Raw genomic sequence first — 15,078 nt, 5'->3', positions numbered from 1 at the left:
GCCACTACCCTTTGACAGCAACGCGGGGTCACTTAGCGCCGGTGTTTGTGCGTCAGATGGGCCGTAAGTGACCCCGCGTTGGAGGATAAAGTGGGACGGTGGTGCAAAAGGCAGAGCGGGTGCAAGGCAGGCGCGGCAAGCCCGTCGGAAACGTCACCAGGGGCACCACCAATCCCAACCGCATGCGCCGGCTAGACCGCTGGCTGGCAGGCCCGCAGGCATGGCGGCTGCGCTCCGCCGTCGACCCCTTGGTAGTGGACCTGGGCTACGGCGCTTCCCCGGCCACCGCCGTCGAACTCTTCGAAAGGCTGCAGGCCGTACGCCCTGACGTGCGCGTGTGCGGGATCGAGATCGAACCCGAACGCGTCCGGATCGCCAAGGCACTGGAAAGACCCGGGCTCAGTTTCCACGTGGGTGGCTTCGAGATTCCCGTTCCGGGCAATCCCGTGCTGGTGCGGGCCTTCAACGTGCTGCGGCAATACGAGGAATCGGACGTGGCAGAGATCTGGGGCTTGGTGCAGTCACGCTTGGCACCGCAAGGACTGTTCATCGACGGAACGTGTGATGAAATCGGCCGCCGCGTGACGTGGGTTGCGCTGGATTCGGGCGGGCCGCTGAGCTTGAGCCTGTCCATGCGCTTCGGCAGTTTCGAGCTACCCTCCGACGTCGCCGAACGCCTGCCGAAGGCGCTCATCCACCGCAACATTCCCGGAGAGCGGATCCACGCTTTCTTGAACGCCTTGGACCAAGCGTGGTTGGAGGCGGCTCCGCTTGCGTCGTTCGGGAACAGGCAGCGGTGGACGGCAATGTGCCAATCAATGCGCGACGACGGCTGGCCCCTTCAGGACGGGACGTCGCGTTGGCGCTTGGGCGAACTTACCGTTGACTGGGCCGCGGTGGCTCCTGTTTAGTTCCGGTGGTCACCAGGGACCGTACGGGCCTTGGTTGCGGCCACTGTTGCCGATTTCCTTCACGGCGGGACGGACGTCCGCCAAGTAGACGCAGGCCGCGGTGACGGCAGCGATCCCGAAGATGCCAAAGCCACTGCCGCCACCCAGGAGGGAAAGGCCGCCGATCACCGCTGCGATGCCCGTCAGGGCAAGCCAGAAGGTCTTGGTTCGCTTGGATGCTGCTTCGAAGGACGAGGGTTTGTGACGCAGGCAATCCACCAGCGCCCACAGCTCCAAAGCGAAGGCAACCAGTCCCAGAATGAACCAAATCCCATTCTGGATGTATGAAATCAAAATTTTTCCGTCCACGCCCTCCAGCCTAGCCGTCCAGCGACTTGAGCGCTTGCTCCAAATCCGCCCAGAGGTCTTCGACGTTCTCGATCCCCACACTCATCCGGACCAGATTGTCCGGCACGCTCGGCGGCTCCGCGGTGTGGCGGCGCCGGCGTTCGATGAGGGATTCGACTCCGCCCAGGGATGTCGCAGGGAGCCACAACTGCAATGCGCGCACCAGCTGATCGGCGGCGTCGGCTCCGCTGCGGGTTGCGTCTCCAGCCAATTGGATGCAAAGGATGGAGCCGAAGCCCTTCATCTGTGATTTGGCCCGCTCATGTCCGGGATCGGCGGGCAGGCCCGGGAAACGGATGGACTCGACCCGCGGGTGGGTGCTCAGCCGCTCGGCCAAAGTTGCCGCAGAAGCTTGCGAGCGCTCGATCCGCAGTGCGAGCGTGCGCAGGCCGCGGAGCGCGAGCCAGGCCTCGAAGGGACCGGCGATGCCGCCGTGGATGATGCGGTGGTGGAGCAGTTCCGCGCGCAGTTCCGGATTGGATGTCACCAAGGCTCCGAGTACGACGTCGGAGTGGCCAGCCAGGTATTTGGTCACTGAATGGAGTACGACGTCGGAGCCCAGGCTGAGGGGCTGCTGAACCAGCGGCGTAGAGAAAGTGTTGTCCGTGACCACAATGGCGCCGGCCTCATGGGCAGCAGCGGTCAGGGCACGGACGTCGGCGATGCCAAGCATCGGGTTGGTTGGGCTTTCAATCCACAGCATGCTGGCGGGCTTTCCATCCGCGGGGGCGAGCTGCGCCTTGACGGCCTCGGTATCCGCAATGTCAACGGTCCGCAGCTCCAGGTTGCCCTTGGCAGCGAGTTCGGTGGCCATGACCAAGGATCCTGCGTAGCTGTGCGAGGGCATGACGAGGACCCCGCCAGCGGGCACGAGCGACAACGCGGAGCTGACCGCGGCCAGGCCCGAGGCGTAGAGCAGGCCGGGCAGCTCGGCGCCTTCCAGCTGCGCCAGCGACTCCTCGAAAGGATCCCAGGTGGGGTTGGCATAACGCCCGTAGCCGCGATCGTCGTCGCTCAGTGCTCCGGTGCCGAAATACGTGGAGGACAAAACGATGGGCGGGTTGACGGGTTGGTCATGGCTGCGTTCGGGACGGCCTGCCGCCACCACCACAGTGTCGGGGGACAGAGCTGCGGCATGTTCTCGGGAAAGACTCATTGCTCCAGCCTACGGCCGGAGGGGAGGGGGCTGGAAAGCTATTACGGCTGAATCTCGCCAAGCGGCAGGGTGCGTGCCGAGCGGGTCGGCGAGCGCCGTCGTCGGGCACTGTCAGTGTTCCTCTGTACGCTTAGATCCGTGACTACGCAGCGCCTTCAGCAGGACCAGAGCCCCATGCCGGACCAGCGCCCCGGGCTCTTCATCGCCTTCGAAGGCGGGGACGGGGCTGGCAAGTCGACGCAGGCCGCCCGCCTGGCCGAGGCCCTTGAGTCCCTCGGCTTTTCAGTGCTGCGCACTCGCGAGCCCGGGGGTACGCCCATCGGCGAAAAGCTGCGGTCCCTGGTGCTGGACCACGGCCACGGCACCATCGACCCCCGGACCGAAGCCCTCATGTTCGCGGCGTCCAGGGCCGCCCATGCATGCCAAGTGATCCGACCTGCCCTGGCTGAGGGTTCAGTGGTCATCACGGACCGCTACATCGATTCCTCCGTCGCCTACCAGGGTGCCGGCAGGAACCTCGGAACCGTGGACGTCAGGCGGCTCAACGAATGGGCAACCGAAGGCCTCGAACCCGATCTGACGGTGCTGTTGGACGTCCACCCAGGCGATGGCCGGGACCGCAGAACCGCGGGCGACGCCACCGAGGACCGGCTCGAGTCCGAACCGGATGACTTCCACGCCCGCATCCGTGCCGCGTTCCTGGAACTGGCCGCGGCCCACCCGGAAACCTACCTTGTGCTTCCCGCCAAGGATCCCATCGAGGACCTCGCCATGCAGATCCTTGGCCGCGTCCAGGAATTGCTCGGGAACCGAACGTGAGCGTCTGGGACGAACTCCAAGGCCAGGCGCCCGTCGTCGCACAATTGCGCGCGGCAGCCCAAGGCGACGGCCTCACGCACGCTTGGTTGTTCACCGGCCCGCCAGGCTCGGGACGATCCAACGCGGCCAAGGCATTCGCGGCCGCACTGAATTGCGAGCAGGACGACGTTGCCCTCCGTGGCTGCGGCGAGTGTGCCTCGTGCCGGACCATCCTTGGCGAGACCCACTCCGACGTGACGTTTGTCCGCACCGAGAAAGTCACCATCACCATCGAAGAAGCCCGCCAGTTGGTCTCCAAGGCTGGCGACCGGCCGGCGACGGGCCGCTGGCGGATCATCGTGGTGGAGGACGCTGACCGCATGGCCGAGCGCACAACGAACGTGCTCCTCAAAGCGATCGAAGAGCCGACGCCCCGGACCATTTGGATGCTGTGCGCGCCGTCCCCCGCGGATGTGCTGGTTACCATCCGCTCGCGTTGCCGCGCGGTAAACCTCCGGCTCCCGCCCGCGTCCGACGTCGCCGCCCTGCTGGTGAGGCGCGACGGCGTCGACCCCGCCATCGCGGACAGGGCCGCACGCGCTGCCCAAAGCCACATCGGAATTGCACGACGGCTGGCCCGTGATCCTGAAGCCCGAGAGCGCCGGCTGGAGACCGTCCGATTCCCACTGGGCCTGCGGGGCGTCACGGCTGCCGTGATGATGGCGGAAAACTTGGTCAAGATCGCGACCGATGAGGCCAACAGCTCCAACGATGAACGCGATGCCGCAGAGAAGATCGCCCTGCTGGCGAGCCTGGGCGCTCCGGAGTCGGGCACGCTGCCGCCGTCGATGCGCAGTCAGGTAAGGCAGCTTGAGGACGACCAGAAAAGGCGGGCCAAGCGGTCCATCACCGATTCCTTGGACCGCACCCTGACCGATCTGCTGTCCTTCTACCGGGACGTCTTGGTCATCCAGTTGGGGAACGCCGTGGAACTGGTCAACGTTGAACTCAGGACTGAACTGGAAGCTTACGCGGCTGGTTCCACCCCGGAAGTCACCTTGGCTCGCATGGATGCCATCAACAAGGCGCGTGTGCGGATCACCACTACCAACGTGGCACCGCTGCTGGCCGTCGAGTCCATGGCGAGCAGCCTGATTCAGCAATAGCCGGATAGTTTAGAACTACAGCACGCTTCCCCAGCACGAGGAGTAACGCATGACGCCCGCACGACGCCGGCCCACCGGGTCCACTTCGCGGACACGGTTCCCATCCCTGCGGCGAGCGGCAGCGGCAATCGCGGCCACCATTTCCGCCAGCCTGCTCCTGAGCGGCTGCGTGTTCTCCGTGCCCGTCACTGGCATTGGGTCCGGCAGCGGTAACGTGAGCACGCCGGACGCGTCCATCGCAGCCGCGGCTCCGGCCGGCCTTCAGGAGTTCTACTCGCAAAAAGTGAGCTGGACGTCCTGCGAGCAAGAATTCCAGTGCGCCAACATCAAGGTGCCGGTGGACTATGCCAAACCGGACGCCGGGAACATCTCCATCGCCGCCATCCGGCTCAAGAGCCAGGGCACCAAGAAAGGCTCCCTGCTGGTGAACCCCGGGGGTCCGGGGGTTTCGGGCTACGACTTTGTCCGAGACGCGGCCAAAACACATTTCACCAGCAAGCTGCGCTCCAGCTTCGATCTGGTGGGCTTCGATCCCCGGGGAGTCAAGCGTTCGGCACCAGTGACGTGCCTCAGCGATTCCGAGCGCGATGCTTCCCGGGAGAAGGTCTACAACTACGACACGGACCAAGGCATCAACGCTGCCCTGGCCGACACCAAAGCCCTCAATGCCAAGTGCGTGGAGAAATCCGGGCCAGCCCTGGCGCACATAGACACCGTTAGCTCAGCCAAGGACATGGATATCCTCCGCGCAGTGCTGAACGACGCCAAGCTCAACTATCTCGGCTTCTCCTACGGCACCTCACTCGGTTCCACCTATGCGTCGCTGTTCCCGGACAACGTCGGCAAGCTGGTGCTGGACGGGGCGGTGGATCCGGCCCTGAGTAACGAAGACGTCACCGCGGGCCAGGCAGGAGCGTTTGAAACAGCGCTCCACAGTTATGTGGCTAATTGCCAGGCAAAGTCCGGATGCCCTCTGACAGGAAGCGTCGATGACGGGGTGCAGCAGATCCGGGACCTCATTGCCGACGTCGAGCAGAATCCCAAGCGGGCCAAGGACGGCCGCCTGGTCACGGGGGCGACGTTTGCCAGCGCCATCTTCACCCCGCTTTACAGCAACGAATCGTGGCCGGTCCTCACCCAAGCTTTGGAAGCAGCAGTCCAGGGCGACGATTCGCTCATGCTTCGGATTGCCGACTTTGGCGCGGACCGGGAACCGAACGGCACCTACAGTTCAAACACCGCGTTCGCGTTCAACGCCATCAACTGCCTGGACTACCCGATGGTCTCGGACACCGCGGGAATGCGAGCCGAGGAAGCCCGCCTCAAGCAGCTCTCCCCACCTTCGGCTACTACTTCGCCTACGGCGGCATCATCTGCAAAGACTGGCCATACAAGCCCGTGCACACGCCAGCCCCGGCCAAATACACGGGCACGGCACCGGTTGTTGTCGTCGGCACTACTGGAGACCCCGCCACGCCCCTCGCTTGGGCAGCCTCGCTGCGGAAGCAACTCGGCAACGCCTCCCTGGTGACGTGGAAGGGTGAAGGCCACACCGCCTACGGACGCTCCAACCGCTGCGTGTCCGACGCCGTGGACAACTACTTCGTGGATGGAAAGGTACCTTCCGACGGGACCATGTGCTGACCGTTTGTTGACGGCCGCCGCAAAACGCGACCATCGCCTCCGGATGGTGCACGACATCCTCGTGAGGACCGTCCGCTACAGGCGTGCGGCGCGGGGCTCCAGCAGTGCCGGCACGTACTTGACTGAGGGCACGACGGCGGTGGCACCGGCCGCGCGCAAGGCCGCCTCCGAATGGAAACCGGTCAGCACCCCGACCACCGCGGAGGCGCCCGAGCGCACCCCGGACAACATATCCGAGCTCGTGTCGCCCACTACGACGACCTCACGGACATCGTCCAGGTCAAGAGCGAGCACAGCCGTGAGGATCATGTCCGGGTACGGCCGCCCACGGCCAGCGTCGGCGGGGCACAGGCTGAGATCGGCCTTCCCCATCCAGCCCAGCGACTCAAGCACCATGTTTTGCGTGTGGCGGCCGAAGCCCGTAGCTAGGCAGACTTTCATGCCGGAGTCGTGCATCCAGTCGATGGTTTCCTCGGCTCCTGGAATTGCCCGGACGCCGCCATCGGCAATCAAATCATCGTAGGCGCGCTCGAAGGCCTTATTGGCGCTCTCCGCCCGCTCCACGTCCTCGAACAGGTGGCTGAAAACGGTCAACTTCGAAAAGCCCATCGTGTCCCGGGCGTAACCGAGCATGCTCTCGAATCGGGGCGAACCGGGCTCGACGCCGGTCTCCTGCAGTGCCAGGGACATCGCACGTTCCGTACGCCCATCGTCCGTGATCGTGGTGCCCACCATGTCCAGCACAGCAAGTTGGAGCCGCTGTGCACGATGTGCCCCGGCGTCGTCCGCGTTGATCCTCTTGCTGCTGTCCATGCTCATGGCGCCCCTTCGCTGGTTGACGGCCGAAATCGCGCGGCCACGTTAGTCCGCCCAGCTTGCCCCGGTCCACGACGACGGCCTGAACCGGGCACGACGTCAGGGTGAATTCCGCAACAACGACGCCGAGGGGGCTCCACCTGGGGCTGTTTTGACCCGGACGAGGTGACTCTATTACAGTTGTATCTTGCGTGATTCAGCCGGTCTCCGGACGATCGCGCGGTGCTTCCTTAGCTCAGTCGGTAGAGCGTTTCACTCGTAATGAAAAGGTCATCAGTTCGATTCTGATAGGAAGCTCGAAGAGAAGAGCCCCGGTTCCCTTGAAACAAAAGGGAACCGGGGCTTCTTTGTTGGATGCCTAAATCGAGTCAAAAAGTTCCTTGGTGTACCCACGGGTGTACTCAACGCCACTCCCCCGGCATGTTTCGGCACAGCTGTGCACAGGCGTTTTGCCTGGAGCAGCGGACTCGCCGGACCGGCTTCAAACGGAGGCTATCTACGCCCACTCAGACTCGACGGCCCTCGGTGCCGGCACATGCAGGGCGTCAATCTTCACGAGCGCACGATACGCCGCCACCGTCAGTGGAATGAACCCCAAGAGGACCAGCGCACTTGAGCAATAGGTCAAGATCAGAAATAGCTGGGGACCGGAACTGCGCGAGACGAGCATGCTCGCCTGTCACCCGAAAACACCAGATAGGACCGTGCCACCCACGATGAAGATGATGCCCGAAAGGAAAACGCCGGCCGACTTGCTGAACTCCAAAATTCCCCCCTGGTTTCGATTCTTGATAGGACTACAGCGGCGATGCTATGACTTCCTTTGCCGCTCCGAGTGGCGCGAGCATCCGGTCGCCGACCTTGAAGCTTTCGGCTTCTACGCTTCCGGCGTCAGCACCCTGGGAATCAAGGCGAGCGGCCTGATCGCGCCCATGCCACGACCGTCGGGCGGCGAAACAGTCATCGAGCGCTTTGCCATCGCGTCGGGTCCTGGAACCGGAGCCGGAGCCGGAGCATCCGCGTGCCTAGCGACCTTCAGGCCAATCGGCCCGGTCCATATCACGCCTCTTTCCTCATTACAGTCCTGGCCGATGAATTGACCGAATTCGCCAGGACGCGGATGCTCTCGGGTTTCGCAACAAGCGGGAGCCACCCGGTGATGAATACCTGAGCGCGATCCACCTGCTCGAACCCACACTGGTCCCTACTGGGACAGTATGGGTTCGAACCGAATCGTGACGCGAAATTCCCAAGAACTTCTATAGGGTGTTTGCATGACTGCTGGGGGCGCGGCTGTTGAGCCGTTGGTGCACATCAAAGATTTCAGGATGGACTTCGGGGACACGAAGGTCATCAAAGACTTGTCGTTCGATGTGAGGGCCGGGGAGACGTTCGGGTTCCTGGGCAGCAACGGCTCAGGCAAAACGACGACACTTCGCGCGCTGCTGGGCATATATCAGCCCACCGCCGGGACCCTGCACATCGGCGGGAAGACCTTCGACCCCCGCGACGGCATCCGTCTCGGGTACCTTCCGGAGGAGCGCGGCCTGTACAAGAAGGAACAGGTCCTGGACGTCATGGCTTACTTCGGCCTCCTCAAAGGCCTCGGCAAAGCCCAGGCCCGTTCATGGTCCCTGGAGTATCTGGAGCGGGTCGAGCTGGCGGACAAAGCCGGGACCAGGCTAGACAAACTGTCCGGCGGGGAACAGCAGAAGATCCAGCTGGGCGTGACCATCATGAACGAACCCGAACTGCTGATCCTGGACGAGCCCACTAAGGGCTTTGACCCGGTGAACCGGCGCCTGCTGATGGACATCATCGAGGAGCAGAAACTCTCCGGCTCAACCGTCATCATGGTCACCCACCAGATGGAGGAAGTGGAACGCCTCTGCGACCGGGTGATCCTGCTCAAGGACGGGACTTCCCGCGCCTACGGCACCGTGTCCGAGGTCCAGGAACAATTCGGTGGCACCGTCTACCGGATCGCCTTCACCGGGGTGCTTCCGGTATCGGAGCTGTACGAGATCACAGCCCTCGCCGAGGGTAGCGCCGACTTGGCCCCGAGGCACAGCGCAGATGAGACCGCCGTGCTGCGGGAACTCATCAACGCCGGCGTGGCCGTCCGCAGCTTCACCACCGAGCGGGTCTCCCTGGAAGAAATCTTCATCCTCGTCTACGGCGCCAAAGAAACGGCGGGGGCCTGAAATGACCACAACATCTACCAAGGCTTCCCTGTTGGGCCGGCACAATCTCGGGACCGTCGTCTCTTTTGAGTTCATCCGCACTATCAAGAAGCGGCGCTTCTGGATCGCTACCCTGGCGATCCCCGTGGTGATGGCCATCATCTTCGGTCTGGTCTTCGCCAGCAACTCCTCCACCCGCGCCACCGCCGAGGCGCAGAAGAACGCCGCACTCACCTTCACCTACACGGACGCGTCCGGGATCATCCCCGACAAGGCAGCCACAACGATGGGTGGCACGAAAGCAACCGACCCGGGCACTGCCCTGGACGAGGTGAAAGCCGGCCGCATCGACGCCTACTTCGCCTACCCGGCGAACCCCGCCAAGGAACCCGTGAAGGTGTACGGCGTCGACAAGGGGATCTTCGCGAACAACACCTACGAAGCCGTCGCCAAGCAGCTCCTCACCCTCTCGGCACAATCCAAAATCGGGTCCCCGGCACTAAGCGCCGCCGTCGGCGGCCAGGTCACCGTCAACACGGAAACGTACCGCAACGGGCAGGTCTCCGGCGGCCTGGGGACGGCCATTCCGCCGCTGATGTTCCTGGTTGTCTTTTACGTCAGCATGATCCTGCTCTCCAGCCAGATGCTCAACAGCACCTTGGAGGAGAAGGAAAACCGGGTCACCGAAATGATCCTCACGACTTTAAACCCGACGACCCTGATCGTCGGGAAAATCATCTCGCTGTTCCTCGTCGGGCTCGTCCAGATCGGGGTGTTCCTTGCCCCGATCCTCATCGGCTACGCCTTCTTCCGGGACCGGCTGGCTCTGCCCGACGTCGACCTGAGCTCCGTGGTCTTCGAACCCGGTCCGCTGATCACCGGGGCCCTGCTCCTGTTGGGCGGCTTCACCCTGTTCACTGCCGTCCTGGTCGCCATCGGCGCGGTCATGCCCACCGCCAAGGAGGCCGGGGTCATCTTCGGCCCGCTCATGGCCCTGATCTTCGTCCCGTTCTACGCGATCAGCCTGATCCTCAGCGACCCGCACTCCTCCGCCGTGCAGGCCTTCACCTACTTCCCGCTCTCAGCCCCGGTGACCGCCATGCTCCGCAACGGCTTCGGAACGCTCAACACTCCCGAAGCCATCATCGTCATCGCTGAACTGTTCATCCTCGGCATTCTCGTCCTACGCCTGGCCGTCCACCTTTTCCGCTACGGATCCATCCAGTACTCCAGCAAACTCTCGATCACCAGGACCCTCCGCCACCGGCCGCCTGAACTTGCCGGTAAATAGGCTGAAAATCCGAAATGGCCACTACGGCGTTGATCGCGCGGCCGCAATTACGGGCCCCTTCGTACATTCGGAGCCGACGCGCACGTCTCGCCATTCCGACGCGCTCTCCATGAACACGGGAACGAGGATGGCTCGTACACCCTCACCCCGGCCAGTGTTCCTGCGGGAGCCGCATCCGGCGATACGGCTTGAACGGTGCCGTTCTTACGAGGTTGGCCAGCTCCCGTCGTCGCTCGACCGTTGGCCGCCGCCGAATTACATCGCGTCCGCTTCGAGCCCGTCTGCCAGGTCGGACCAGAATGGAATGCGCGGGCGGCAGGAAGGATGAGCCGGAGGTGCGTGGAACTCCCGGGCAACGTGGTCCAGCAGGTTGTCACCGTAGTAGTTGAAGGCGCGGTTGGCGTTTCGTCCTGAACCGCGGTTCCTGCGAGGCTTCCCCCGCCCAAAGCCCAAAAAAACCACGCCGAAGTGGCAAGGTCAGCTCACTTAGCTCTTCCGAAGCTTCGCGGTCAGTGCCACTATATGAATCACGCGCGAAGGTGTTTGATTTTCGACAAAAGCGGCTGTTCCGGTCTCAAAGTTTCTCCCCAAGCAGCCGCCATTCCGGGCCACGGTCGATGCGACCGGTCCGAGGTTCCGATCAATATCGCCGGGTTCAGCCCGAATCCGGCCACATCAACGGCAATGGATTTCTCCTCGTCAATTGAACCGGCACTGGGCGGACCGGCACACAACGAACGAGGGCAGGGGAAGGCGAGCCCTCCCTGCACTCGCGCAGAAGGATGACCGCATTCCACCCGCGCTGGCATCCGAAAGGACGTCATGAACCCGCACCGGAAACCCCGGTTTCGTTTCATCAAGCGCGCGGCGATCTTGGCCGCTGTATTGACCGTCTCCCCGATTCTGCCGGTGGCCGCCGCAGAACCATTGCGCAACCCTGTGATTACCCTTCCAGTCCCCGCAGTTGCTTGGGGATGGATGAAGACGAGCCTTATCTACTCAAACGCCGGACGGACAGACCGCCAATGGCAGCAGAACCTCGTAGGAGTCGACTCCTCAGGAAGGCTCGGAACGTACCAGCTGTTTGACAGCTATGTCCTCCTCCAGTCCTCGATCAATGGCAAAGATCCTGCCTACAGTGAGCTGAACCCTTCCGATCTCGGCGCCCTCCTCGACCAGCAGTTCGCGGATGCCGCCAAGCTGGACCGGGCCGCGCGCTCCCTCGGCCAGAGAGTCCAGCTCGGGTTGAGCATGCCGTGGATCAGCAACCAAATGTGGTTTGAGATCCCCGGCTACGGATCGGTGAACACCGCCAATGCAGCAGACCGGGACAAAGTCAGCGACTGGTACCTCGGGAAGCTCATCGACAGGGCCCGAAATGCAGGTTGGACAAACACGTCCCTCTCGGCCATTTACTACCAGCGGGAAGACATCATTGGCGCCCGCGGCGATCCTGGCCTTGCTACCCACATGAACCAGACAATAAAGGCCCAAAGCCTGTTATCCGTGTGGATCCCCTACTACGACTCGCCCAATAGGCTGAACGGCGAAGCACTTGGTTTCGATCGGGTCATCATCCAGCCCTCATACGCCTTCAAGGGCAGGGAAGACAACGGCTCAGTCACCGCCGCCCGTCTGAGCGCCCTCGCGGAGACGGTCAAAGGCACCAACATCGGCATGGAATACGAAATCCGCAATCAAGGTGGCACGGACTACAGTGCGGCTGTTGCGCACCAGTACTTGGCTGTTTCCCAACAAACAGGGCTGGACACGAAACCCCAGGCGTTTTTCCACGGCGAAACGAACCTCTTTGATCGCGTCTCAGGACAATCTTCAACAGTGCCGAGCATGTGGCGGGCCTACCAGGACCTGACCGGCTACTTGCGCGGGGCAAGGATCAGCAACCTCGACCGCACCATTTCGTTCACCCCCACCGGGATCACGTCCCAATCTTCAACGTTCGTCCTGGCGCCCGGAGAAAACACCGTCCGGCTGGACTTCAAGGATGCCGGAACAGGATCAACCCAACGGTGGGCCGGGACCTTGGGGCTGATTTCCTTTGATGCGGCCGGGAAAACTTTGGGTACCAGCTATGCGGCCACACAGGGGTTCAGCGAGCTCGATGGCACTTTCCGCTCGGTGATGGTTCCAGTGGCACAGGCAAACAAGGCCGTGAAGGCGACGGTAGTGATCACCCCCGCGATCACGGGGACGCAAAACCTCACCCAGCCGAAGCTCATGGCGTCCTCCTATGAGCCCTTCGGCGTTCCATCAACCGGGCAGTTGGTTTTCTCATCCAGCAACGACGAAACCGCCACCCAGTTCAACGATGCAGCGGTGGTTACCGCCGGCTGGGGCAAGGGGAAGCTCACCGATGGCAACAAGTCCACCGACGGAAGCTGGTGGGGGTCCAACGCCGACCGCCTCGTCGGCTGGTCACAGGCCGAAGTCACCGTGATCATCGATCTGGGCAAGGACACCCAGCTCTCCTCCTTCAACGTCGACACCCACCAGGACAGCCTCGCAGGCGTCAGTTGGCCCAATAGCCTGGCCGCACTGGCTACAAACGTCCCTGCCGGTTTCACAGGTTCTCAAGCCAGTACAACAACCCCGGGATACATAGCCCAGGCTTTTCCGGGACAACGGCCGGCCGTTGCGGGGACTGCGGCCTTCTACGACACAATGTCGGGACGGTTCACCACCGGTGCCCATGGCCGCTACGTTTCAGTGTCCTTGAGCACGTCGGGTTGGGCCCTGCTTGATGAGGTCCGAATACTGGACAGTACAGGAAAGAACGTCGCGCAAGGCACGTCGTACATTCTCCTGAGCAAGCCTCGCAGCAGCACGGGCGGGTACCGGAACACCGGCACCGGGCTGGCTGACGGAACCGTGCCAGCAGTCTTCAATTCCGGCCAGTTCACGGGGTTTGAACGAAACCGCGCCCAGTGGCTACAGGCCACGCTCACGGTGCCCGCCAACATGGCCTCGGCCCGCCTGTGGCTGAACAACGACACCACATGGGGTGTCTCCGTGCCGAAAACCGCCACGTTCGATTGGCGGGACGCGGCGGGCATCTGGCGAGCCGGAGGCCCGATCACAGCGAAGACAGCGTGCGATGGCACAACAATCCCCTGTGCCGATCTGCCGCTTCCCAACCAGGTGATCTCCGCATTTCGGATCAACCTTCCCCAGGAAGCCGGCGGCTGGACCATGATCAGTGAGCTCACGGCCACCCGGCGATAAACCACGAAAAGGGCCCCGAGCTTGCTGGGGTTCCAGCAAGCTCGGGGCCTTCACATCGAAACTTCCGAGCGACTAAGCGAAGTCGGAAACCGCCGGATCCGGTCCGATGCGGCCCTCGGCGCCGCGGTCCAGACCGCTGATGGCCTCGACGTCGGCCTCATCCAAGGTGACGCCAAGTGCTGCGAAGTTCTCCTGGATCCGGGACTCGGTCACGGACTTGGGGATCACGACGTTGCCGATCGCCAGGTGCCAGGCGATGACTACCTGCGCCGGGGTGGCGCCGTGCTTGGCTGCGATCCGGGCGATGGTGGTGTTCTCAAGGAGCTCGCCACCTTGGCCCAAAGGCGACCAGGCCTGCGTCAAAATGCCCCGTGCCGTAGCGAACTCCCGGAGCTCGGCCTGGTTGAAGAACGGGTGCAGCTCAATCTGGTGGATCGCCGGAACCACGCCGGTCTCATCGATCAGGCGTTGCAGGCCTTCCTTGCTGAAGTTGGAGACGCCGATGGAGGTGATGCGTCCGCGCTTCTGGAGCTCAATGAGCGCCTTCCACGTGTCCACGAACTTGTCCTGCTTGGGCTGCATCCAGTGGATCAGGTACAGATCGAGGGTTTCCAGGCCGAGACGGTCCATGGATTCTTCGAAGGCAGCAAGCGTGGACTCGTAGCCCTGGTCCGCGTTCCACAGCTTGGTGGTGATGAAGATTTCCTCGGGCTTGAGGCCGGAGGAAGCAATGGCGCGTCCGACACCCGCCTCGTTGCCATAGATCTTGGCGGTGTCGATGTGGCGGTAGCCTGCTTCGAACGCCTGGCGCACCACCTTTTCGGCTACATCGTCCTCAACCTGCCATACCCCGTAGCCGAGCTGGGGAATGGTGTTGCCGTCGTTAAAAGTAAGGTTCGGTGACGAAGTCATGGCTTCCATCCTGCCAGCGCGCACACCGGGTGGCTACGGATTCCGGGGTCTCTAAGCTAGGCGCTTAATAGTTGCCATGTGGGAATAGACGCGCCTGCACCTATTCTTCGAGGCGCTCGGAGTCGGCCCGCGCCCTCAACAGCCGTTCCGCTTCGTCCACGTGCTCGTAGACCGCTTCGGCGCGCCGTCGCACCGAAACCGCTCCAACCGGGACGGGCCCGACGGCGAGACGCAACATTGCGGCCGCCTCCGCCGTCGTAGCAAGAGAGTTCCCTGCTTTGGACAAAGCGCGGTGCACCCCTGCGAGCGACCCCGGAATGTCCAGCCCGTCACTGGGTGCCCGGAGCTGCGCCTCGACGCAGACGGCACGGACCCTGGGAGACAAACCAGCCAGTTCGTTGGCAATCACCACGAGTTCGACGTAAAGCTGCTCGTCTTCCACACCCTCAAGCACCTGGTGATACCGGTCAAGGCCGCGATGGAAGCGATCGTGGGCACGCCTCCACAGTCCTTTGCCAAGTTCAGCATCATCCTTCCGCCCCTGCCGGACGGCCCCAAAGAATCCCAATGC

General features: G+C 63.1%; 12 protein-coding genes, 1 tRNA gene and 1 pseudogene. 9 read left to right on the top strand and 5 right to left on the bottom strand.

All coding sequences use genetic code 11. The features are described 5' to 3' along the window. The first annotated feature begins 98 nt into the window (after window positions 1-98). Window positions 99-911: a class I SAM-dependent methyltransferase gene (locus ACX5I4_RS02830; protein WP_461835308.1), complete on the top strand. Its 813-nt coding sequence runs from the start codon at window positions 99-101 to the stop codon at window positions 909-911. Between the two features lie 9 nt (window positions 912-920). Here ACX5I4_RS02830 and ACX5I4_RS02825 read toward each other — a convergent pair whose 3' ends face one another. Both ACX5I4_RS02825 and ACX5I4_RS02820 read right to left on the bottom strand, forming a co-directional pair. Next, window positions 921-1,259: a DUF2516 family protein gene (locus ACX5I4_RS02825; RefSeq protein WP_461835307.1), complete on the bottom strand. Its 339-nt coding sequence runs from the start codon at window positions 1,257-1,259 to the stop codon at window positions 921-923. Window positions 1,260-1,269: 10 nt separating this feature from the next. After that, on the bottom strand, window positions 1,270-2,454 hold the full coding sequence (locus ACX5I4_RS02820; protein ID WP_461835306.1) for a trans-sulfuration enzyme family protein: 1,185 nt from the start codon (window positions 2,452-2,454) through the stop codon (window positions 1,270-1,272). Window positions 2,455-2,628: 174 nt separating this feature from the next. Here ACX5I4_RS02820 and tmk point away from each other — a divergent pair, with 174 nt between their 5' ends. From tmk to ACX5I4_RS02805, 3 genes and pseudogenes are all read left to right on the top strand, one after another. Next, window positions 2,629-3,273, top strand: coding sequence for a dTMP kinase (gene tmk / locus ACX5I4_RS02815; RefSeq protein ID WP_461838630.1), 645 nt, complete (start codon window positions 2,629-2,631; stop codon window positions 3,271-3,273). Continuing rightward, window positions 3,270-4,418 (top strand): DNA polymerase III subunit delta', encoded by a 1,149-nt coding sequence (locus tag ACX5I4_RS02810; RefSeq protein WP_461835305.1) that lies wholly within the window; start codon window positions 3,270-3,272, stop codon window positions 4,416-4,418. Before tmk ends, ACX5I4_RS02810 begins: the two co-directional genes overlap by 4 nt. Before the next feature lie 49 nt (window positions 4,419-4,467). Next, window positions 4,468-6,062: pseudogene (locus ACX5I4_RS02805) on the top strand (alpha/beta hydrolase). A 75-nt stretch (window positions 6,063-6,137) separates the two neighbouring features. Here ACX5I4_RS02805 and ACX5I4_RS02800 read toward each other — a convergent pair. Beyond that, window positions 6,138-6,881, bottom strand: coding sequence for an HAD family hydrolase (locus tag ACX5I4_RS02800; RefSeq protein WP_461835304.1), 744 nt, complete (start codon window positions 6,879-6,881; stop codon window positions 6,138-6,140). 221 nt (window positions 6,882-7,102) lie between these two features. On the opposite strand from ACX5I4_RS02800, the gene ACX5I4_RS02795 reads away from it, so the two are divergent. The 5 genes from ACX5I4_RS02795 to ACX5I4_RS02775 all read left to right on the top strand — a co-directional run bounded on the left by ACX5I4_RS02795 (window position 7,103) and on the right by ACX5I4_RS02775 (window position 13,595). Then, window positions 7,103-7,175: transfer RNA gene (locus tag ACX5I4_RS02795), tRNA-Thr, on the top strand. A gap of 419 nt (window positions 7,176-7,594) precedes the next feature. Beyond that, entirely contained in the window at window positions 7,595-7,978 is a 384-nt protein-coding gene (locus ACX5I4_RS02790) for a hypothetical protein (RefSeq protein WP_461835303.1), read from the top strand. 174 nt (window positions 7,979-8,152) lie between these two features. Then, window positions 8,153-9,082 carry an ABC transporter ATP-binding protein gene (locus ACX5I4_RS02785; protein WP_461835302.1) on the top strand — a complete coding sequence of 310 codons (930 nt, stop codon included), beginning with the start codon at window positions 8,153-8,155 and terminating at the stop codon, window positions 9,080-9,082. 1 nt (window position 9,083) lies between these two features. Continuing rightward, on the top strand, window positions 9,084-10,352 hold the full coding sequence (locus ACX5I4_RS02780) for an ABC transporter permease (RefSeq protein WP_461835301.1): 1,269 nt from the start codon (window positions 9,084-9,086) through the stop codon (window positions 10,350-10,352). An 822-nt stretch (window positions 10,353-11,174) separates the two neighbouring features. Next, the gene (locus tag ACX5I4_RS02775) at window positions 11,175-13,595 is read left to right on the top strand and encodes a DUF4855 domain-containing protein (protein WP_461835300.1); all 2,421 of its coding nucleotides are present in this window, start codon (window positions 11,175-11,177) and stop codon (window positions 13,593-13,595) included. A 72-nt stretch (window positions 13,596-13,667) separates the two neighbouring features. On the opposite strand, the gene ACX5I4_RS02770 is transcribed toward ACX5I4_RS02775, so the two are convergent. Together ACX5I4_RS02770 and ACX5I4_RS02765 are read right to left on the bottom strand one after the other, a co-directional pair. After that, the gene (locus ACX5I4_RS02770; RefSeq protein WP_461835299.1) at window positions 13,668-14,507 is read right to left on the bottom strand and encodes an aldo/keto reductase; all 840 of its coding nucleotides are present in this window, start codon (window positions 14,505-14,507) and stop codon (window positions 13,668-13,670) included. Window positions 14,508-14,607: 100 nt separating this feature from the next. Beyond that, window positions 14,608-15,075 (bottom strand): hypothetical protein, encoded by a 468-nt coding sequence (locus ACX5I4_RS02765; RefSeq protein WP_461835298.1) that lies wholly within the window; start codon window positions 15,073-15,075, stop codon window positions 14,608-14,610. Between the last annotated feature and the right edge of the window lie 3 nt (window positions 15,076-15,078).

This window comes from Arthrobacter sp. MMS24-S77 (genome assembly GCF_054888235.1).
This window is presented reverse-complemented; position numbering and strand designations above follow the sequence as displayed.